Annotated in this window: 18 protein-coding genes; 8 read left to right on the forward strand and 10 right to left on the reverse strand. The window is 57.8% G+C overall.

The window, feature by feature from the left end; all coding sequences use genetic code 11:
- Positions 1-186: 186 nt before the first annotated feature.
- The 4 genes from M1D99_RS19895 to M1D99_RS19910 form a co-directional block, all read right to left on the reverse strand.
- On the reverse strand, positions 187-1,074 hold the full coding sequence (locus M1D99_RS19895) for a DMT family transporter (RefSeq protein WP_434571238.1): 888 nt from the start codon (positions 1,072-1,074) through the stop codon (positions 187-189).
- 97 nt (positions 1,075-1,171) lie between these two features.
- Positions 1,172-2,065 carry a dihydrodipicolinate synthase family protein gene (locus M1D99_RS19900; RefSeq protein ID WP_458130661.1) on the reverse strand — a complete coding sequence of 298 codons (894 nt, stop codon included), beginning with the start codon at positions 2,063-2,065 and terminating at the stop codon, positions 1,172-1,174.
- A gap of 98 nt (positions 2,066-2,163) precedes the next feature.
- Positions 2,164-3,399 (reverse strand): aromatic ring-hydroxylating oxygenase subunit alpha, encoded by a 1,236-nt coding sequence (locus M1D99_RS19905; RefSeq protein ID WP_434571241.1) that lies wholly within the window; start codon positions 3,397-3,399, stop codon positions 2,164-2,166.
- 275 nt (positions 3,400-3,674) lie between these two features.
- On the reverse strand, positions 3,675-4,643 hold the full coding sequence (locus tag M1D99_RS19910; protein WP_458130662.1) for a LysR family transcriptional regulator: 969 nt from the start codon (positions 4,641-4,643) through the stop codon (positions 3,675-3,677).
- Positions 4,644-4,976: 333 nt separating this feature from the next.
- Between M1D99_RS19910 and proV the strand changes: the two genes are divergently transcribed.
- From proV to M1D99_RS19950, 8 genes are all read left to right on the forward strand, one after another.
- Positions 4,977-6,137 (forward strand): glycine betaine/L-proline ABC transporter ATP-binding protein ProV, encoded by a 1,161-nt coding sequence (gene proV, locus M1D99_RS19915; protein WP_186708375.1) that lies wholly within the window; start codon positions 4,977-4,979, stop codon positions 6,135-6,137.
- A 93-nt stretch (positions 6,138-6,230) separates the two neighbouring features.
- Positions 6,231-7,184 (forward strand): glycine betaine/L-proline ABC transporter permease ProW, encoded by a 954-nt coding sequence (gene proW, locus M1D99_RS19920; RefSeq protein ID WP_250963964.1) that lies wholly within the window; start codon positions 6,231-6,233, stop codon positions 7,182-7,184.
- Between the two features lie 53 nt (positions 7,185-7,237).
- The gene (proX, locus tag M1D99_RS19925; protein WP_458130663.1) at positions 7,238-8,266 is read left to right on the forward strand and encodes a glycine betaine/L-proline ABC transporter substrate-binding protein ProX; all 1,029 of its coding nucleotides are present in this window, start codon (positions 7,238-7,240) and stop codon (positions 8,264-8,266) included.
- 199 nt (positions 8,267-8,465) lie between these two features.
- Positions 8,466-9,785 carry an NAD(P)/FAD-dependent oxidoreductase gene (locus M1D99_RS19930; protein WP_458130664.1) on the forward strand — a complete coding sequence of 440 codons (1,320 nt, stop codon included), beginning with the start codon at positions 8,466-8,468 and terminating at the stop codon, positions 9,783-9,785.
- Positions 9,786-9,916: 131 nt separating this feature from the next.
- Complete coding sequence (locus M1D99_RS19935; protein ID WP_458130665.1) at positions 9,917-10,819, forward strand: dihydrodipicolinate synthase family protein; 903 nt, start codon at positions 9,917-9,919, stop codon at positions 10,817-10,819.
- Between the two features lies 1 nt (position 10,820).
- Positions 10,821-12,311 (forward strand): aldehyde dehydrogenase, encoded by a 1,491-nt coding sequence (locus M1D99_RS19940; RefSeq protein ID WP_434571252.1) that lies wholly within the window; start codon positions 10,821-10,823, stop codon positions 12,309-12,311.
- Positions 12,312-12,475: 164 nt separating this feature from the next.
- Positions 12,476-13,822, forward strand: coding sequence for a dimethylsulfonioproprionate lyase DddP (gene dddP / locus M1D99_RS19945; RefSeq protein WP_458130666.1), 1,347 nt, complete (start codon positions 12,476-12,478; stop codon positions 13,820-13,822).
- Between the two features lie 10 nt (positions 13,823-13,832).
- Positions 13,833-14,789 carry a GlxA family transcriptional regulator gene (locus M1D99_RS19950; protein WP_186708363.1) on the forward strand — a complete coding sequence of 319 codons (957 nt, stop codon included), beginning with the start codon at positions 13,833-13,835 and terminating at the stop codon, positions 14,787-14,789.
- Between the two features lie 90 nt (positions 14,790-14,879).
- On the opposite strand, the gene M1D99_RS19955 is transcribed toward M1D99_RS19950, so the two are convergent.
- From M1D99_RS19955 to M1D99_RS19980, 6 genes are all read right to left on the reverse strand, one after another.
- Complete coding sequence (locus M1D99_RS19955; protein WP_186708361.1) at positions 14,880-15,158, reverse strand: transcriptional regulator; 279 nt, start codon at positions 15,156-15,158, stop codon at positions 14,880-14,882.
- A gap of 51 nt (positions 15,159-15,209) precedes the next feature.
- A complete protein-coding gene (locus tag M1D99_RS19960; protein WP_434571258.1) occupies positions 15,210-15,830 on the reverse strand; it encodes a dimethylsulfonioproprionate lyase family protein in 621 nt (206 codons plus the stop codon).
- Positions 15,831-15,869: 39 nt separating this feature from the next.
- Positions 15,870-16,889 (reverse strand): Ldh family oxidoreductase, encoded by a 1,020-nt coding sequence (locus tag M1D99_RS19965; protein ID WP_458130667.1) that lies wholly within the window; start codon positions 16,887-16,889, stop codon positions 15,870-15,872.
- A 63-nt stretch (positions 16,890-16,952) separates the two neighbouring features.
- Positions 16,953-17,852, reverse strand: a complete 900-nt coding sequence (locus M1D99_RS19970; RefSeq protein ID WP_458130668.1) for a glycine betaine ABC transporter substrate-binding protein — start codon at positions 17,850-17,852, stop codon at positions 16,953-16,955.
- 353 nt (positions 17,853-18,205) lie between these two features.
- Complete coding sequence (locus M1D99_RS19975; RefSeq protein ID WP_458130669.1) at positions 18,206-19,141, reverse strand: electron transfer flavoprotein subunit alpha/FixB family protein; 936 nt, start codon at positions 19,139-19,141, stop codon at positions 18,206-18,208.
- Positions 19,141-19,890 (reverse strand): electron transfer flavoprotein subunit beta/FixA family protein, encoded by a 750-nt coding sequence (locus M1D99_RS19980; protein WP_458130670.1) that lies wholly within the window; start codon positions 19,888-19,890, stop codon positions 19,141-19,143. Before M1D99_RS19980 ends, M1D99_RS19975 begins: the two co-directional genes overlap by 1 nt.
- Positions 19,891-20,071 lie beyond the last annotated feature (181 nt).

The following is a 20,071-nucleotide window of genomic DNA, read 5'->3' on the forward strand; positions in this document are numbered from 1 at the left end:
AGTGGACTTGTGGTGTCAGCCATATCTGCATTCAACACAAAACTCTGTGGGAGCCGGGCTTGCTCGCGATGGCGGCGGTACATTCAGCATTCCTGTGACAGGCACACCGCTTTCGCGAGCAAGCTCGCTCCCACAGTGGATTTGAGCGGTACGCAATGTCTGTGTTGCTCGGTATCTGCCAGGCCACTACCCTTTCGCCTTGATCGCATACATGCCACCGGCAATCACCAGACACGCCCCCACCACCGTCCAGGTGTCTGGCAGTTCGCCGAATATCAACAGGCCAATCAGCGTGGCAAACACCAGCAGCGTGTAGTTGAACGGCTGGAGCGTGGCCGCGGTTGCATACTTCAGCGCCTGGAGAAATAACAGCTGGGCCACCACGCCTGTCGCGGACAGTACCGCAATCAGGCCCCATTGCGTCGGGCTCGGCGCCACCCATCCAGGAAGACCTACCGAAGTGATGGTGATCGCGCCGAAGAAGCCCATGTACAGCATGTTCGTGGCGAACGAATCATGCTGGCTGATCCGACGCGTCAGCACACTGAAGACCGCGAAACCCAAGGCAGACGCCAGCGGAATCAGCGCTACAAGCTCGAAGACACCGGTGCCAGGCCGAAGGATGACCAGCGTCCCCGCGAAGCCCACGGCGGCGGCAACCCATCGACGCACGCCGATGAACTCACCCAGGAACCCTCCAGCCAACGCCAGTGTCATCAAAGGGAACACCGCATACAGGGCATGCATCTCCGCCAGTCCCAAATAGCGCAGCCCCCATCCAAACAGCACGATTTCACCCACCCCTATCAACGCACGGATGACCTGCAGGTAAGGATGGCCGCTTCGGCACGCAGTCCGCAGGCTGCCCTGATAGACGCTATAACCCACAGCAAAAGCCAGGAACGCCCAATAGCGCACCATCACCAACTGCGCGACGGGAAGGTCTTTGACCAGCACCTTGGTGATCCCGTCCTGGCTGGCAAACACCAGCATGGAGAGCAGGCACAGGAGAATGCCGAACTGGGGCCTGGGAACGTCATACGCTCGTGCAGCGCTGTCCAACTGATTGCTCATGGATCATTCCATCTGGAGGAGAATTGCTGCTTCGTGACGCCAGGCATCATCCATGCCCGGCACGCCATTCGCGTCATCGTAAGCCTGGGCCCGGTTGTCAGGCGAGCTCAGACTCGAGCGCGATCAACGGCGCAAGGGCAACCTTGAGCACATCGATTTTATCGGCGGACAAACGCGCCAAGGGCCGACGCGGATTCCCCGCCCCATAACCGCTGATCTCGGCAGCGGCGTAGACCGACTGCACATAGTCACCCTGCCAGATCAACGACATCACCGGCTCGATCGACCGCCAAACCTCCCGGGCACGTGCCCAGTCCTGTTTCATGGCAGCCTCCACCACGGCAACGCAAGCGCGCGGGGCCATGTTCGCCCCGCCCCAGATCAAGCCCGCGGCACCGGCGAAGAGCGCGTAGGGCACCAGCGCATCGGCGCCATTCATCGTCGGCAGCCCCGTGCGGATCAGCGAGGCTTGGGCGGCAAGGTCACCACTGCTGTCCTTGACCGAGACGAAGTGGGGTATCTCGCTCAGCCGGCGAAACAGCGACGGGGTCACTTCTACGCCCACCGCCTGGGGCACGTTGTAGCCTATGATCGGCACCCCGACCTCAGACACCGTCGAGTAGAAATCGACGATGCCCTGGCCGTCGGTCGGGCCTTCGAAAAACGGTGGCAACACCATGACGCCGTCGGCGCCACATTCAGCGGCATGACGGGTGCGCTGCACCAGTTCGTCCGCCAACAAGGCAGAGGTTTGCACAATAACGCGAGCACGCCCCTTGAGGACCTTGGCGCCGAAGGCCACCAATTGCCGGGACTCTTCCTGGCTCAGGTAGACATGCATGCCGGTCCCCGAGCTCAGGACAAAACCCTGTACGCCAGCAGCCAGATAGCGCTCGAGCAACGTCTCGAAGCGTGGATAGTCAATCTTGCCTTGGGCATCGAACGGCGTGGTCACGGCCAGGTTGAGGCCGGAAAAAGCGAATGCGGACATTGGATCGTGCCCTTTCTTGCTTTCCTGATCGGACGCACCGACAGCCCTTCCCGGGCTGTTTGCACGCAGTAGTGGCAACACATATCGTCGCAGGGAAATCAGCTCACCGATTTAAGTGGAATCTGGGCCTGGAGGCGCGTCAGCATGGTTTCGCAGTACCAATCATCGAACTGGCATACGCCATTTTCCGCAATGTCCGAAAAGGGTCCCGGCTCATAAGTCGGCGATGTCACACCGGCCTGCGTGCCTTCTACCAAACGACGGTCTTGATCGTTGGTGGCCAGCCAGACCTTCGTCAGCCGGTCAATCTCATAGTCCACACCTTCAACGGCAGTATTGGGCACCAGCCACTTGGTCGTCACCAGCGTTTCGCCGGGGCCGATCGGAAGCACCCTGAAGCTCAAGGCGTGATCGCCGAGAAAGTGGTTCCAGGTAGACGGGTAGTTGAAGTAGAGCAAGGCGCCAATATCCGGCTCGCCGCTTTTATCCAGGCGTCCCGCGACAGCCGGTTTACCATCCATGGTGTAACTCACGGCGCCTGCGGACAGTGGAATGCGTGTCATACGAAAACGGCCATTCGGATCCATGACCAGCTTGCTGGGCATACCCGCGATTTCGCAGCGATTCCAGTGTGCAGTCAGTTCCGGATCATCTTCGCCCCCGACCCCGGCCACCGAAAGGTTCTCGACAAAAGAATTCATCAACTCGGGATGCGTACCGTCACAATGGAAACACTCGCGATTGTTTTCAAATACGAGCTTCCAGTTGCCCTTTTCGATGAGGTTTGACTCGAAAGCCACCTTGCAATTATCGAGGAAATGAGGGGCTATGAAAGGACTTACAGAGTGCCTGAAACTTCCGAACTCAGGCGCCTCGTCAGCGACGCAGACATAAATGTAGGTATGAACAATTTCACAATGAACAGGTTTCAGATTGTATTGCGTCCTGTCGAAATCGGCGCCCATATTACCGGCAAACAAAAGGCTGCCATCCAGTTCAAACGTCCACTTATGATAAGGGCAGACGAGTTTCGCAACTTTACCTTGGGCGTACTCGCAAACTTTAGAGCCACGATGACGACAGGCATTATGAAAAGCCCGGACCTGGCCACTTTTATCCCTGATGATCAAGACGGGATAGTCGCCAATCTGCAAGGTCAAGTATTGCCCGGGCTTTTCAAGCTCAAAAGTATGCCCGGCAAAAATCCAGTCCTTGTGCCAGATCTGCTCAAGATCCTGACGAAAAACCTCAGGTTCAATATACAGTTCACGGGGAAGCGCGTGGCGCGCCTTACGCTTTTCGATCAGGTCGATCACGGATGCCTTGGTATTCATTATTATCCTCTTCACATCAACCTGACGGTTAATGGCAAGTACGCCCAGAAAACGGTGTCATGGCCAACGGATCCTGTGCGCTGAAATGTCCAACGCCGCCGTTGAATTAATATTTTTCAACCATGTTTAATACGAAGGGTACGGTAGCCTGCCCAGCCGGCAAAACTACATTTTCGTTGCTCAACTGATAACTTAGCGTTATGACCCAGTGAATTCAGAAAATACCGTGCTGACCATCGCTACCGACCGAGAAGACTTGAAGGAAGCGGGGGAATTTATACGCTCCACCTGGAAAACTTCGAAAGAATCCAGTCGCGCACTCTCCGACAGGCATCTTCGTATTCAGTCCTTTCATTGCAGGCCACGTAATGAAGGCTGTTTCGAAGCGTCACTTGATGCTCGACAGGGCGAACGAGCTGCCCTCGCTCGACCATTGCCCCGACCAGCTGGTTCCAGCCCAGTGCGACGCCTTGATGGGTCAGGACCATGTTCATGATCAGGTTGTAATCATTGGCATGAAAAATAGGCGGACAGTCGGAAGGACGCTCATCGATATCAACGTTCAGAAAAGCCAGCCATACCCCCCAATCCACATGTTCAGCCACGCCCGACCGTCCATACGGACTTAGATTGAGCAGCGAAGAATCGCGCACCCCTTCCAGCGAGGTCAGTTCGGGATGCGCGTCCAAAAACGCCGGAGAGCAAACTGGATAAATAATATCGTGGCACAACTGATGACTCTTGTACCCGTCTCCCACTTTGCGAATTTTTGAAATGATGATGTCCGGTTCTATGCCCGGCTCCATATTCACAAAGTTCTGAGTGGTAATCAGATTGAACTCAATATCCGGGTTAGTCGCACGAAACTCCGGAAGATGCTCTGACAGCCACAATGCAGAAAAGGCCGGTGAGCAACAAACCGTCAGGATATGTTTCTGCGTCGGCGCGGTACGAATCCTTTCAGCCGCCTGTGCGATATTAACGAAGGACAGTTGCGCCGCCTCGAAAAAAATCTTTCCCTCGGCGGTTAGTTCTACCGTGCGCCCGGCACGCATGAACAGTTGAGCGCCCAACGAGTCCTCCAGTTCTCGAATCTGCCGACTGATCGCGGCTTGCGATACGCACAGCGCCTCCGCTGCCCGCGTGAAGCTTTCATATTTAGCGGCGGCGACAAATGCTCTGACAGCCCGAAGGGAAGGCATTCTAAGCAGCAATGTATCAGGGTCTACGTGTCTGCTGAGCATGGTAAGCCCTCATCCTCCTGTCATCCGCGGGAGCGGCGGAGCCTAACTCAATAGCCTAGCCCAGGCCATACCAACGCGTCGTGATTGGACCAAGGCGGTCGTTTCGGCGGGTCTGGATAACGTTAGGTTATCCATAAAGCCCTGTAAATGTTGTTGGATTTAAAATCCGGATACTTATAGATTGAAAAAAAGCCCGAGCCCAAGGGCAAACAATAAAAAACAGGTACATGTCATGCGCAGATCCATCTTTTATTACTGCCCGCCTAAATTACCAACGTTCGAATTCAATTCGATTTCGTGCGCTTGTAGCGTTATACGCAAAGGAGGGACGCAATGACGAGTCCAGACGAAATCATTTCAGTTAAGAATGTTTTTAAGATATTTGGCGCACACCCCGACGCGGCGATGAAAATGCTCGCCGCAGGGGCCAGTAAAAAAGATGTCTTTGAGAAAACAGGTCAAGTGATTGGTGTTTTCGACGCCAGCTTTGCGGTTAAGCGTGGCGAAATCTTTGTGATCATGGGGCTCTCGGGATCCGGGAAGTCGACGATGGTGCGATTGTTCAACCGCCTCATCGAGCCCACGTCAGGCAGCATTTATCTGAACGGCCGCGAAATTACCGGGTTGGCTGATAAAGCTCTTCTGGATGTTCGCCGCAAAGAGATGGGCATGGTGTTCCAATCCTTTGCCTTGATGCCGCACATGAGCGTTCTGGAAAACACTGCCTTTGGCCTGGAAATTTCCGGTATCAGTGAAAAGGAGCGGCATAGCCGCGCCAGGGAAGCCCTCAGCCAAGTCGGTCTTGCCGGACAGGAGCACAGTTATCCGCATCAACTTTCCGGCGGCATGCAACAACGGGTAGGCCTGGCCCGCGCGCTGGCCAACGACCCGACCATCCTGCTGATGGATGAAGCCTTTTCCGCCCTGGACCCGCTTATCCGCAGCGAGATGCAGGGAGAGCTCATCCGCCTGCAGGCAGAACAGAAGCGCACCATCATCTTCATTTCCCATGACATTGAGGAAGCCGTTCGCATCGGTCACCGCATCGCGATCATGGAGGGCGGTCAGGTGGTACAGATCGGCACGCCTCAAGAGCTGATCAGTCAACCGGCCAACGACTATGTCCGCACCTTCTTCAAAGGCTTCGACAGCTCACGGATCCTCAAGGCAGGCGACGTGGCCAGGCTCGATCCGGAATGGGTTCGCAAGCTGAACGGCCAAGCGCCACAGTTCAAGGCCGGCCTACCGTTCGGTTACTTGATCGATGAAGGCGGGCAATTGCTCGGGGTCGTGGATATCGATACCAGCGGCGCAGGTGGCAGCACGCATTACACCCAGCACCAACAGCACCCTGTATTTACCGATACCCCCCTGCACGAAGTACTGGAAATCGCAGCCAACCTGCCCTACCCGGTCCCTGTACTCGACCGTTCGGGCGCCCTCACCGGGACGCTATCAAAGAGCGAGTTACTGCAAACGCTGAGCCGCCATTAATACAGGCGCGCCCCTCTACGCTGGCGCGTCCCTGACCTGAAGTACCTGCGGCCTTCATACGCCGCTGCGGTGATGATGAAGAGGTAAACCCTGATGTCCGAGTTCAGTTTTCTCGACCCGTTTCAAGTCCTCACTATTCCATTGGGTGACTGGGTGGAAAGCACCCTCAATTTCCTGGTACACAACTTTCGCGATGTGTTCCGCGCCATCCGCTGGCCGATTGACCAAGTACTGAACGGCGTCGAATACACGTTGCAGAGCATCCCACCCAGCATCGGGATCATTCTGTCTTCCTTGCTGGGATGGCAGCTGGCCGGTAAACGCATGGCTCTGCTGTGTTTTGTGACGCTCACCCTGCTGGGCCTTATCGGTGTCTGGTCCGAGTCGATGACCACGCTGGCGCTGGTACTGACTTCAGTATTCTTTTGCGCCTTGCTAGGCATCCCCCTGGGTATTCTCTGCGCCCGTAGCGACAACCTGGAAAGGATCTTGCGGCCCGTACTCGATGCCATGCAGACACTGCCGGCGTTCGTTTACCTCGTCCCTGTCGTCATGCTGTTCGGCATCGGCAACGTGCCGGGCATCCTCGTGACCATTGTCTTCGCACTCCCCCCTCTGGTGCGCCTGACGAACCTGGGCATCCGCCAGGTCCCGGAGGACAAGATAGAAGCGGCCCGCGCGTTCGGCTGCACGCCGCGGCAGATGCTGACCCGCGTCCAGTTGCCCTTGGCGACGCCCACCATCATGGCTGGGCTCAACCAGACCCTGATGCTTTCGCTGTCGATGGTGGTGATCGCTTCGATGATCTCGGTGGGCGGCCTTGGCCAAATGGTCCTGCGCGGCATCGGCCGCCTGGACATGGGCTTGGCCACGGTCGGCGGGACTGGCCTGGTGCTGCTCGCCATCTTCCTTGACCGCCTGACCCAAGCCATGGGCGCACGCACCGGAGCCGACCCAAGCCTGCGCTGGTATCACACCGGTCCTGTCGGCTTTGTTCTGCGCTTGTTCGGGGCGAAACAACCGGTGGGAAGGAGCAAGACAGCTTAAACCCTCGTATTCGATCTGCCGCACACGAAGATAAAACCAAAAGGTACGCGAAGATGTCTGAATTCAAGCTTTCCCGTAGCATTCTCAACTGCGCTGCAGTCCTTTCCATCGCGGCGATGTCGCTTTGCGCAAACGCTTCGGCCAACCAACCGGGCGACGGTGTAAAGATCACTCCTATCTTCCCCTCTATCGCTGAAGAACGATTCCGCGGCGAAGTGGCGATGGAAGGCCTCCGAGAGCTGGGTTACAAAGTGCAGGAACCCAAGGAGACCGAGTACGGCGTCATGATGATGGCCCTGGGCAGTGGTGATGCGGACTTTACGGTGCACTTGTGGGACAAATTGCACGATAAGTTCTATCAGCAGGCCGGGGGCGACAAGACCATGGTCAAGGCGGGCGACATCATGCCCGGCGTGCTCCAAGGTTACTTGATCGACAAGAAGACCGCTGAAGCTCATAACATCAAGTACATCACTGACTTGAAAAAACCGGAAATCGCCAAACTGTTCGACACCGACGGCGACGGCAAGGCAGACATGACGGGATGCAACCCTGGATGGGGCTGCGAGCTGATTATCTCCCATCATATGAAAGCCTATGGCCTGGATAAAACGGTCACCGTCAACCAGGGCTCCTATTTCGCACTGATGGCTGACACCATTACGCGTTATAAGGAAGGGCAACCGATTCTCTACTTCACTTGGGTTCCACAATGGATTGCCAATGTGTTGGTCGAAGACAAGGATGTGGTCTGGCTGGAAGTACCAAAAACCGACCTGCCTGATGGCAAGAATGATGTCGACACGATGTACAAGGGCAAGAATCTCGGTTTTGCAGTCGATAAGGTCGAGGCCGTGTTGAACAAAGACTTCGCCGATAAGAATCCAGCGGCGTTGAAGTTCCTTTCGGTGATGCAAATTACCACCGCTGACGAAAGCGCCCAGAACTTGAAAATGCAACAGGGCGAGAAAAAGCCTGCTGATATCCGCCGTCATGCCAAGGAGTGGGTTGCCGCCCATCGGCAGCAATTTGATGCCTGGTTGCAAACGGCTCGCGCTGCGACGACACAAGCCAGCAAATAATAAGCATATCGAGGTGGGGCACGTCGATGACGGCCCCGGCCTTTAATAGCATTGCGTTCGTAGCCGCACTTCGCCTCAAACATAGTTAATTGAACTGCAAAGTTTTAACACTTACGTGGATTCTCAGCTCACGTGAAGTTATCGAGCACCCTTTTTTGTATGACTGGCATCGGCTCGGTTGAATGGACAGGATCTTGAAATGTTAAAAGTATCTTCATTGCCTGCCGATGATCAATTTTGCGGGTGGTACCACTTGAGCAAGGGGCGCCAAATCAAGCCCGCCCATCAAGGCCATGGCAGCGCACGCTGGGCCATTGTCGGTGCTGGCTTCACCGGGCTTGCCGCCGCCCGTCAGCTCGCGACTCATTTCCCCGACGATCAGATCGTGTTGATTGACGCCCAGGAAGTGGGATTTGGCACTTCCGGTCGTAATGCAGGGTTCGCTATCGACCTGCCCCATGACATCGCCGCCGAGGATTACATTGGCGATATCGCCACGGCGAAGACCACACTGAAACTTAACCTGAGTGGCCTGAATTATTTAAAAGAATTAGTTGAACGCCACGGCATCGATTGCCAAATGAAACATTGTGGTAAATATCAGGCAGCCGTTGAACCACGGGGCATCGCCGTCCTGGAGGCCTACCGTCGCGGGCTCGATAAACTCGATCAGCCCTACCAGATGATTGAGGCTGGCGAACTGCCCGAACATATCGGCACGCATTTTTACCGCAAGGCCTTATTTACGCCGGGGACGTCTTTGCTTCAGCCTTCGGCGTTGGTCAAAGGTTTGGCCGACAGCCTTCCCAGCAACGTGACGCTATACGAAAACACCGCGATCACCCATGTGGAATACGGCACCAAGACGGTACTCACGCATGCCGCGGGCTCAATTACCGCGGACAAACTGATCCTGACCAATAATGCCTTTGGCATGAGTTTCGGCTTCCTGAAGGGCCGCATGCTGCCGGTGTTCACCTATGCCAGCCTGACCCGCCCCATGACCGAGCAAGAACAAGCTCGTCTTGGCGGACGGCCTTATTGGGGTGTCATTCCTGCGGATCCATTCGGCACCACGGTACGTCGCACACCGGACAATCGTCTTTTGATCCGTAACAGTTTCAGCTTCAACCCGGACGGCCGCAGCGATGCAAAATACTTGAAACGTTTTGTCGCCCGGCACCAGGCCTCTTTCGAACAACGCTTTCCCATGCTGCCTGAAATGAACTTCGACTATACCTGGGGCGGCGCACTGGCTCTTTCACGTAACCATATGGGTTATTTCGGTGAACTTTCACCCAACGTCTATGGAGCTCTGTGCTGCAACGGACTGGGTGTTACCCGCGGGACAGCCACCGGAAAACTCTTGGCGGATTGGCTGGCCGGAGAACAATCCGAGCTCATTGATTTTGTCTTGAAGTCACCCGGCCCCTGTCCTAACCCACCCGCGCCGCTGGTTTCAGCGGGCGTCAATATAAGTTTGCGCTGGGGGCAATACCGCGCGGGTAAAGAAAGTTAATCATATCGAAGAAACTTGAAGACGTTGGAGCTGCTCGTTCGATCTTCTGCGAGCGGTTCTCTTGGTTAAAAAGGCTGCGCTGACTGGCTAGCGCCGCTTGATAGGCATTGACACTAACTGGAGCGAGATCAATGAAGTTTGAAGGCATTTACACACCGGCCGTTACGCCGCTGACCTCTGACGGCAGTATCGATAAGACCGCCTTCGCCGAAGTCCTGGAGTATCTGGTCGACTCCAAGGTCCGCGGCATCATTATCGGCGGCTCGACTGGCGAATATTACGCACACACCGCCCAGGAGCGTTTCGACCTGGCCGCCCAGGCCAAGGACGTATTGCGCGGGCGTCTGCCACTGATCGTCGGTACCGGCGCCATCCGCACCGAAGACTCGGTCGCCTACGCCGAAGCGGCGAAGGCCATCAAGGCCGATGCGTTGTTGGTGGGCTCGCCACCCTATGCACTGCCGACGCAAAAAGAGATCGCCCTGCATGTCAAGGCCGTGGACCGCGCCGCCGGCCTCCCCATCATGCTTTACAACTATCCAGGCCGCATGGGCGTGAGCATGGGCGAGGAGTTCTTTGATGAAGTCCTCGATGTGAAAAACATCGTCGCCATCAAGGAAAGCTCCGGTGACATGGCGCAGATGCACCGTCTGGCCTGCAAGTACCCGCACATCGCCCTGTCATGCGGGTGGGACGATCAAGCCCTGGAGTTTTTCGCCTGGGGCGCCCGCAGTTGGGTGTGCGCCGGCTCCAACTTCATCCCCCGCGAGCACGTCGCGCTGTACGAGGCCTGCGTTGTGGAAAAGGACTTCGACAAAGGCCGCCGCATCATGGCGGCAATGATGCCGTTGATGGACTTCCTGGAAGGCGGGAAGTTTGTCCAGTCCATCAAGTACGGCTGTGAACTGAACGGCTTGAGCACCGGTGGCCTGCGCGCGCCCCTGCATGGCCTGGACCTTGAGGAAAAGCAGGCGCTGCAAGGCGTCGTCACCGAGCTCAAGCGCAACATCGCGCAGATCACTGGAGGTGCCTGAAATGGCTGATTTACTGAGCAAAGAACAGTACGCGGCCATCGCCGCCCAGTTGAAATTTCCTACCCAAGCGTTCATCAACGGCGAGTTCCGTGATGCCCTCTCTGGAAAAACCTTCATCACGACGAACCCGGCCACGGGTGAACAGCTTGCCGAGATCGCGGCGTGCGATAGCCGTGACGTCGACGTTGCCGTAGCCGCCGCCAAGCAAGCCTTCGAGGATGGTCGCTGGCATAAGCTGTCGCCCGGCGCACGTAAGCAGGTGCTCCTGCGTTTCGCCCAATTGCTGGAAGACAACGCCCACGAACTCGCCGTGCTGGAAAGCCTGGACAGCGGCAAGCCGGTCAGCGAATGCCAGAACGTCGATGTGCCCGACACGATCCATACCCTGCGCTGGCATGCGGAGTTGATCGACAAGGTGTACGACAGCACCGCGCCGACCGGCCACGGTGCCGTTACCTTGGTGGTGCGCGAAGCGATCGGCGTCGTCGGCCTGGTCCTGCCGTGGAACTTCCCACTGTTGATGCTGGCCTGGAAAATCGGTCCATCCTTGGCCGCAGGCTGTTCCATCGTGGTCAAGCCGGCCAAGGAAACCACCCTGACCGCGCTGCGTGTGGCCGAGCTGGCCCATCAGGCCGGTATTCCAGCAGGCGTATTTAACATTACCCCGGGCGGCGGCCGCGAGGCTGGCGAGGCAATCGGTCGGCACATGGATGTGGCGATGGTCAGCTTCACCGGTTCGACCGACACGGGCCGGTTGTTCCTCAAGTACGCGTCCGAGTCGAACCTCAAGCGCGTCGTGCTGGAACTGGGGGGTAAAAACCCCGCCGTGGTGATGAATGACTGCGAAGACCTCGATCAGGTGGCCCAGTATGTGACCGCCGGCGCGTTCTGGAACATGGGCGAGAACTGCTCGGCCTCCTCGCGGCTGATAGTCCATGAAGACGTCAAGGATGAGCTGCTGCAACTGATCGGCAAGCATCTGCGCGACTGGAAAATGGGTGACCCGCTCGATCCTGAAAATCGCCTCGGCGCCATGATCAGCAAAACCCATTTCGACAAAGTACGTTCGTATCTGGAATACGCAGCCGAGCACAAACTCAATGTGATGCAAGGGGGCGAGACCGAGTCCGGCGTGTTCGTGCAGCCGACCATCATCGATGGCGTCGAGCGTGACAGTCGCCTGTTTATCGAGGAGATCTTCGGGCCGGTCCTCAGCGTCACCAGCTTCAGCACGATCGACGAAGCCATCGAGCTGGCCAACGACACGGTCTACGGCCTGGCGGCCTCCGCCTATACCGGCAGCCTGCGCAATGCCTTGCGCCTGTCGCGGGAGATTCGGGCGGGCGTGGTCACGGTCAACTGTTTCGGTGAAGGCGACGCTTCCACGCCGTTCGGCGGCTACAAGGAGTCTGGCTTTGGTGGTCGCGACAAATCGGTCTGGGCACACGACCAGTACACCGAGCTGAAAACCATCTGGATAGATGCTTCGTAACCTGTTCGAGATCGCGATTTTGTGGCGGCTGTACTGGCTTCATCGCGAGCAAGCTCGCTCCCACATTCCTCCGGCGTACACATGACCCTGTGGGAGCGAGCTTGCTCGCGATGAGGCCGGCACAGCGGGCAATACCTCAAGCAGACTGAACACTGGACGCCATCATGACCCCTTCACCTTTTTCGATTCCAGCCAATGCTCGGCGCATCGACCCGGCCAGGCAGCGCGCAACCGCATTAAAAAAAGATGGCTCCGTCAATGACAACGACCGCGTCGAAATAGGCCCCACTCCCCTGGCGTTCGCGGAGTGGGAGCGTTTGGGCCTGGAGCCGCCCCATTTGCCCACCCTGCGTACCTATCGATTGCAACGACTGGTTGATCAGTTGGTCGCCCGTGACCTGGGCGGCATTCTGTTATTCGATCCGCTGAATATCCGCTACGCGACCGACACCACCAACATGCAGTTATGGACGGCCCATAACCCCGCGCGGGCCTGCTTCGTCGCCGCCAGTGGGCACGTCGTGTTGTGGGACTTCCATGGCTGCGATCACCTTTCCGCCCATTTGCCGCTGATTACAGAATTGCGCAGCGGCGCGTCTTTTTTCTTTTTCGAGACCGGCGAGCACACCGATCGACACGCCAGGCATTTCGCCGCGCAAATCGACGAATTGCTGCGCCAACACGCCGGAGCCAACCGACGCCTTGCGGTAGACCGAATCGAAGTCGCCGGCGTGCGCGCATTGGATGCCCTCGCGATCGAGATGTGCAGCGGCCAGGAAGTCACCGAATTCGCGCGCATGATCAAAGGCCCGGATGAAATCAAGGCGATGCGCTGCGCGGTGGCCGCGTGCGAAGCCTCAGTGGCCGAAATGCACCAGGCGATGCGCGCCGGTGCGACCGAAAACGACGTCTGGGCCGCCCTGCATTCCGGCAATATCCGCCGTGGTGGCGAATGGATCGAAACGCGCATCCTCAGTTCCGGTCCCCGCACCAACCCCTGGTTCCAGGAGTCCGGTCCAAGGGTGTTGAGCGACGGCGACCTGTTGTCGTTCGACACCGATCTGATCGGCACCTACGGCATGTGCGTGGACATGTCCCGCAGTTGGATTTGTGGAGGACTTGAGCCCACGGCCGAACAGAAACGCCTGTATCGAATTGCTCATGACCATATCAGCCACAACAGCGAGCTGATCAAGCCGGGCGTACGTTTTACCGAACTGACCGCCAAGGCCCATCGGCTCCCCGAGTCCTGCCGCGACCAGCGGTACGGCGTGCTGTTCCATGGTGTTGGCCTGTGTGACGAGTACCCCTGTGTCCGCTATCCGGAGGACCTGGAATCCTACGGATACGAGGGCGAGTTGCAAGCGGGCACGGCCCTGTGTGTCGAGGCTTACGTGGGTGAAGTGGGTGGCCGCGATGGCATCAAGTTGGAGAACCAATTACTGGTCACTGAAACCGGCTATGAGTTGTTGACGCATTACCCCTTCGACGACAGCTTTCTGCGCATATGAAGCTTGATTGATGAGCCATTTAGTTGAAAGCCATAAACCATCAAGCATCGGTTTTCTCTTGCTTGAGAACTTTTCCCTGACGTGCTTCACGCAATGCCTGGACGTGCTCGTGACGGCCAATCTGATCCGGCCAGGCTCGGTAAAAGTTCATACATTCAGTCGAAACGACTCCGAAGTCATGAGCGACCTGGCCATCCCTATCAGGCCGGATACCCCCCTGACCGACATCAGGATCGCCGCCCTGGATCTGATGATTGTCTGCGGAGGGTTGCGCACGCCTAGAGTCGTGCCTGATGGGTTGGTGAAACTATTGAACAAACTCGCCAGCATGCCCATCGCGCTCGGTGGGTTATGGAATGGCGCCTGGTATCTGGGCAAGGCCGGGCTGCTGGATGGCTACCGCTGTGCCGTTCACGCAGAACAACGGATCGCGTTATCCGAATTTTCGCCTAACACGAACGTCACGTTGGACGCCGTGGTATTCGATCGAGACCGGCTCACGGCGGCGAGTCCCGCGGGCGCTTTTCAGATGATGATGAAGTGGCTTTACAAAGCGCTTGATCAGAACGTCGCGAACGCGGTTTTTGACCTGTTGGATCATGACCAATCCAGGTTTCGGACTTCAGTACAGGTGCAAGACGGCAAGGTCAGCGCCCCGCTACGAGAAATCATCACCTTGATGGAGAGTAACCTGGAGGAACCGCTGGGCCCGGATCAACTTGCCGAGTGTGTTCAATTATCAAGACGTCAGGTGCAACGACTTTTCCAGGAACAATTGGGCGTCCCTCCCCAGCGCTATTACCTGGAACTGCGACTTAAAGGCGCCCAACACCTGATACAGAATTCACGCTTGGCGATCATCGATGTTTCAATTGCCTGCGGCTTTGTCTCAACCCCGCATTTCAGTAAATGCTACAGCGCCTTTTTTGGTTACCCCCCGTCGAGGGAACGTCGCCACGAACTATGAGCGCTGCCTGGGTACGCATCGCATTCCCGGACCGTCACCGCCTCCGCGTAGACGGTGAGCGGATGTCGATGGAGCTCAAACGTGCAGAACCTACATCAACTCATGGCGGGCGACTTCGATAGGCTGTAGATGGGCAGTGTCGCAATCCTTGCACAGCCGACGGGCGATGCTGTGGCGCCGCGTGTCTTTTTCTAAAAGCTCGACCGCCATGAACGCTTCGATACCCGCCCCACCTTCAACTTTTTCAATAAAACTCAGAATGGCCTTTTTCATGAACCAATGGGCGGTGCGATCCAACTTAGCCGACGCGGACTTCAGCCTGGCCCGCGTCTCTTCGTCCAACTTGATGCCCTGTGTGGTCACCGCCATATCTCTTCCTCTCAATCATTACCCGAGTTCATCGCTTCTTATAACGAGGCATTAGTGCATCAAGCCCCACAGGGCCAGTAGTGGAGCATCTCTCGACTTCATTGCATGGACACAGGAGGGCGGGTTGAAAACCAAACCTCCCGCGCCAGGACTCCACCACCCCACCGCCTCCCTATACCACTCGCCCGGCGACAGAACGAGATAGAACTCGGCAGGCGGGTGTTGGTGATAGGGGTAGCAGGTTTCGGGCAGCATGAGCGCCAACCCCAAGGTCAGGGTGGAACATTCAAATAACCCTCCGGGGCCGGCGATCATCCCGTGGCGATGCCGCTCCACAAAAGCGCTGTCCTGGTCGGCCCGGGCCTGGCGATTCATCCAGGTGACATGGGGCAAGAGCGTGCCTAACGCACCCCGTATCGACAGCAGATCATCATCGGTCCTGGGCGCAGCTTCAAGTGCCTCGGATAAGTGGGACGCCAAAAAGCCTGGCAGTGCATTTGAAGCTTGCGCAGCCGTCCTGATCGTCCATTGGGCCGACTTCAGGGACGCGACATGCGCTTGCGCCTCATCGCAGCCGCTGCCCGACAGGATGTTTTGAAGCGAACACCTGAGCGAGTCGCCGCTGCGGAGAATGTCCTGACCCCACGCTGGATTTTCAGTGCTATTCATCATCGTTTCGATCCCATTTCCCGAGTGACGTATCGGAGCGGCTTACAGACAACTCAGTTGTTCCAGCAGGTCAACGGGAACACTGATCCCATCATTCTGCGCGGTGACCGTTGAATGTTGCCGTTCCCATCCCGGCCTGTGGACGCCCATCTGCGCCAGGCGGGTCAGTTGACTTGAGAGCCGCAGCTCGAATCCCGCCGAAAAGAAATCCGGCGCCAACAGCTGGATCAACAGGCCACAGCCAGGCGTCTGGTTTCCCTGGTTGAAGTCCGGCGCATCCAGCGACCAGTTGGCGCCCGTGAGCCCCGCCGCCAGAACCTCGACCATGAGCATCAGGTTGGCCCCACGGTGACCGCCAAAAGGCAGCAGCGCACCGCCCAGCGCCGCCAGGGCATTACGTGTGCCGTTGCCCTCCAGGTCCACCGCCCAACCCTTGGGAATATCGTTGCCCGTCGAAGCGGCGTGGGCGATGTTCACGAATGCCGCGGCACTGCAGGCCTGGTCGAACAACAAGGGGATGCCATCGGCCGAGGGCGCGGCAAACGAGAGCGGGTTGGTCGAGTAGGTCTTGCCCTTGGCGCCAGGAACGGCCACCAGCGCCGGTCCGTTTGCGACCGCCAAGGCAATCAGCCCGGCCTGGGCAAACCGCAGCGTGTAGTCGCCCAACTCACCGCTGGTAAAACTGTTGCATTGGCTCAACGTGGCCATGCCATTGGCGTGCGCGGCATGGCACAGCGAATCGAAACAGCGATCGACCCCCAACTGGGCAATTCCGCCTTGGGCATCGGATTTAAAGATCATCGCGCCAGCGCGGGAGATACTTGGCTCGGCACGTGGATCGATGCGTCCGGAGGAAAAGCCCGACAAGTAATCGGCAAGATGCCGGAACCCCACGGCCTGGTTATCGCGCGCTTGCGCAGCCACTGTGGCGTGGGCCAATGAGAGGGCAACCGCGGCTGAGCAGCCCTTCGCTGCGCAGAGGCGCTTCACCCAGCCGACCGCTTCATCCAGGGTAAAGCGACGGTAAGCGGTGGTCTTCAAGGGGATCGCCTGAATGTTCATTCGATGCAGCCGATGCCCCTCACAAGGGCATCGGACGGCAACACAACTATTGGATGACGGCCATTACTGGGCCGGTGTCGCGGAAGCGGTCTGGCTGCCGAACATCGCCTCGAAGCGCGGCTTGTTGGCGGCGTAATACTCCGCAACGACCTTGTCCGCCGAACTGTCACGAGCGGTCGCCATCAACTTCTCGAGGTCGGCCTTTGGGATCTTGAAGTTGGCGAAGAACCGGGCGACATCGGGATGTTCGGCGCTGAAGCCTTTGCGAGCCACCGCATGGATCTGCTCGGCGCCCCCGAAAATCTGCTTCGGATCGTCCAGGTAGCGCAGCGGCCACTTGGCGAACATCCAGTGCGGGCTCCAGGCGTTGATCAAGGCCCATTTGTCACGCTTGAGGTTGCGATCCAGCTCGCTCAACATGCCGGACTCCGAAGAGGCGACCATCTTGTAGCCCTCAAGCTTGTATTCCTTGATGGCCTTTTCCGTGAGTTTGTATTGGCCATTGCCCACTTCCGAGGTCAGGATCTTGCCGCCGAGTTTTTCCCGTACTTCAGGCTTGTTCAGGTCTTCGACACTGGCAATCTCGCTGGTGGGAATGGACGTTGGCACCGCCATGCCGATCCGACCTTCATACAACACGCCAAGGTCTTCGAGCTTGTCCTGGTATTTGTCGTAGAACGCCTTGTGAGTGCTCGGCAGCCAGACCATCGGGATCAGGTCGATATTGCCGTTGGCCAAGGCCTGGAACTGAATGCCAATATCGGCGAGCACCAATTTGACCGGTTGCTTCAAGTGGTCGCGCAATGCGGTATCCGCCAGCGTTACGGCAATTTCCGTATCCGACCAATTCACCCATCCGATGCGGATAGGCGTGGCTTCCTCGGCGTGGGTCATCAGGCTGCTGGCGGCCATCGCCAGGCCGGCAAACCAGCCGATACACGTCTTACTGGACAACGTCATCATGGTGCATCTCCGCGTACTGTATTAATAGTTATTGGCAGGGCAGCAGAAGAATTAACGTTCCCTCATCAGAGCAGAGTGCTATCACCCTCCTCAAGGGATTTAATGTTATGCATGGATAAGTTTTAGTTATGGGAACAGCTCATGTATTTCGGTCGCTCGGCCCTCCTCCGCCCTTTGGCGAAACTCTTTTGGTAATGCAGATTCCCTTAAGACTGTCGACAAACCGTGGCGAGGGAGCTTGCTCCCGCTGGGCTGCGTAGCAGTCCTTTTGTGAGCGCTTCGCACTGGAGCGCCAGCCCGGTCAAGCGGGAGCAAGCTCCCTCGCCACGGGTTCAGCGTTTTTCGTTAAGCACTCACAACGCTTTTTCGAGTGCCGGCAATGCTTCGAACAGATCCGCCACTAACATGTAATCCGCCACTTGGGCGATGGGTGCTTCAGCGTCCTGGTTGATCGCGACAATGACCTTTGAGCCGCTCATACCCGCCAAATGTTGAATGGCGCCACTGATGCCCGCCGCGATGTAAAGCTCTGGCGCGACGATTTTCCCGGTCTGCCCGACCTGCAAATCGTTGGGGGCAAAACCCGAATCCACCGCCGCACGGGAGGCCCCGACGGCGCCGCCAAGCTTGTCAGCCACTCGCTCGATCAGGGCGAAATTTTCTTTGCTCTGCATCCCGCGACCACCGGACACGACGACACGGGCGCTCGACAAATCCGGCCTTTCGCTGGCCGTCAGTTGTTCGCTCACGAAACGCACGTTGCTTGCGCTTTGCCCGCCCTCCAGCGCCACCACTTCACAGCGATGTTCATGGGGCAAGGCCTGGGCGAACGCCGAGGCGCGGACCGTGAGCAGCTTGATCGGATCGAGGGACTGCACGGTGGCGATGGCATTGCCGGCATAAATGGGGCGCTGGAAGGTGTCCGCCGAAACAATGTGGGTGACGTCGGACAGCATGCCGACATCCAGGCTGGCCGCGACCCGTGGCAGCACATTGCGTCCCATGCTGCTGGCGTCGGCAACGACATGCGTATACCCCTCGGCCACCAGCGAAGTGATCAGTGGCTGGACATTTTCCGCCAGGGCATGCTCGAACATCGCCCCTTGTGCGAGCAGCACCCGGTCCAGGCCCTGGGTCAGCGCTGCCTGTTGCGCCACTGCCGACGCATCCGCCCCGCCCATCACCAGCAAATCCGTCTTGGCGCCCAACGCCAGGGCGGCGGTCACGGCACTCCATGTACCTGCCGTCAGTTGACCTGCACTGTGTTCGGCGATCACCAATGTGCGCATCAAATCACCCCCGCAACGTTCTTCAATTTATCCACCAGTTCGGCCACCGAACCGACGTTGATCCCGGCTTTGCGCACCGCCGGCGGCACTACGCCTAATAATCGAGCGTGTTCCTTCACGCACGCGCCCAAGGTGTCGGCGGCAATGATTTCAAGCGATTTTTTCTTGGCTTTCATGATGTTCGGCAACGAGGCATAGCGCGGTTGGTTCAGCCGCAAGTCGCAGGTCACCACGGCCGGCATGGCGAGGGCGACCACCTGGCTGCCACCGTCGACCTCACGCTCCACGACCCATTGCCCGTCGACCTGATTGACGGCCGAGGCGTAAGTGGCCTGGCCGCTGCCGATCAACTGCGCGACCATTTGCCCGACCTGGTTGTTCTCCTGGTCGATCGCCTGTTTGCCAAACAGGATCAATTGCGGCTGTTCCTGATCGATCACTTTGCTCAGGTACTTGGCGACGTTGAGTGGTTCGAGTAGCGCATTCGTCTCGACCAGCAACGCCCGGTCCGCACCGAGTGCCAAGGCCGTGCGCAGTTGTTCCTGCGCCACCGACGTGCCCACCGAGACCACCACCACTTCGGAGGCCAGCCCCTTCTCCTTGAGGCGAATCGCCTCTTCCACCGCGATTTCGCAGAACGGGTTCAAGGCCATCTTCACGCCATTGAGTTCGACGTCTGAACCGTCGGCTTTCACCCGGACTTTTACATTCGGGTCGATGGCACGCTTTACCGCAACGAGCACTTTCATGGTTCTTCCCATAGCCCCCTTGCACTGTGGATCGATGCGAGATGGCCGGCCGCACGAGCCGGTGCACCCCTGTTTCGACTGGATGGTAATCCTGGTTTTTCCGCCACGCAAGAAAAATGTACACCTGTGTCTCAATCGTTGACACACATGAACATTCAACATACCGTTATGTCAAACCAAG

The organism is Pseudomonas sp. R3-41, from assembly GCF_054161485.1.

What these genes read in the sequence shown, in the direction of transcription:
- M1D99_RS19970 (WP_458130668.1), bottom strand. Translation starts at nt 17,852, where the DNA reads ATGATGACGTTGTCCAGTAAGACGTGTATCGGCTGGTTTGCCGGCCTG.
- M1D99_RS19935 (WP_458130665.1), top strand. Translation starts at nt 9,917, where the DNA reads ATGAAGTTTGAAGGCATTTACACACCGGCCGTTACGCCGCTGACCTCT.
- M1D99_RS19950 (WP_186708363.1), top strand. Translation starts at nt 13,833, where the DNA reads ATGAGCCATTTAGTTGAAAGCCATAAACCATCAAGCATCGGTTTTCTC.
- M1D99_RS19965 (WP_458130667.1), bottom strand. Translation starts at nt 16,889, where the DNA reads ATGAACATTCAGGCGATCCCCTTGAAGACCACCGCTTACCGTCGCTTT.
- M1D99_RS19910 (WP_458130662.1), bottom strand. Translation starts at nt 4,643, where the DNA reads ATGCTCAGCAGACACGTAGACCCTGATACATTGCTGCTTAGAATGCCT.
- dddP (WP_458130666.1), top strand. Translation starts at nt 12,476, where the DNA reads ATGACCCCTTCACCTTTTTCGATTCCAGCCAATGCTCGGCGCATCGAC.
- proW (WP_250963964.1), top strand. Translation starts at nt 6,231, where the DNA reads ATGTCCGAGTTCAGTTTTCTCGACCCGTTTCAAGTCCTCACTATTCCA.
- M1D99_RS19975 (WP_458130669.1), bottom strand. Translation starts at nt 19,141, where the DNA reads ATGCGCACATTGGTGATCGCCGAACACAGTGCAGGTCAACTGACGGCA.
- M1D99_RS19955 (WP_186708361.1), bottom strand. Translation starts at nt 15,158, where the DNA reads ATGGCGGTGACCACACAGGGCATCAAGTTGGACGAAGAGACGCGGGCC.
- M1D99_RS19960 (WP_434571258.1), bottom strand. Translation starts at nt 15,830, where the DNA reads ATGATGAATAGCACTGAAAATCCAGCGTGGGGTCAGGACATTCTCCGC.
- M1D99_RS19905 (WP_434571241.1), bottom strand. Translation starts at nt 3,399, where the DNA reads ATGAATACCAAGGCATCCGTGATCGACCTGATCGAAAAGCGTAAGGCG.
- proX (WP_458130663.1), top strand. Translation starts at nt 7,238, where the DNA reads ATGTCTGAATTCAAGCTTTCCCGTAGCATTCTCAACTGCGCTGCAGTC.
- M1D99_RS19940 (WP_434571252.1), top strand. Translation starts at nt 10,821, where the DNA reads ATGGCTGATTTACTGAGCAAAGAACAGTACGCGGCCATCGCCGCCCAG.
- M1D99_RS19980 (WP_458130670.1), bottom strand. Translation starts at nt 19,890, where the DNA reads ATGAAAGTGCTCGTTGCGGTAAAGCGTGCCATCGACCCGAATGTAAAA.
- M1D99_RS19900 (WP_458130661.1), bottom strand. Translation starts at nt 2,065, where the DNA reads ATGTCCGCATTCGCTTTTTCCGGCCTCAACCTGGCCGTGACCACGCCG.
- M1D99_RS19930 (WP_458130664.1), top strand. Translation starts at nt 8,466, where the DNA reads ATGTTAAAAGTATCTTCATTGCCTGCCGATGATCAATTTTGCGGGTGG.
- proV (WP_186708375.1), top strand. Translation starts at nt 4,977, where the DNA reads ATGACGAGTCCAGACGAAATCATTTCAGTTAAGAATGTTTTTAAGATA.
- M1D99_RS19895 (WP_434571238.1), bottom strand. Translation starts at nt 1,074, where the DNA reads ATGAGCAATCAGTTGGACAGCGCTGCACGAGCGTATGACGTTCCCAGG.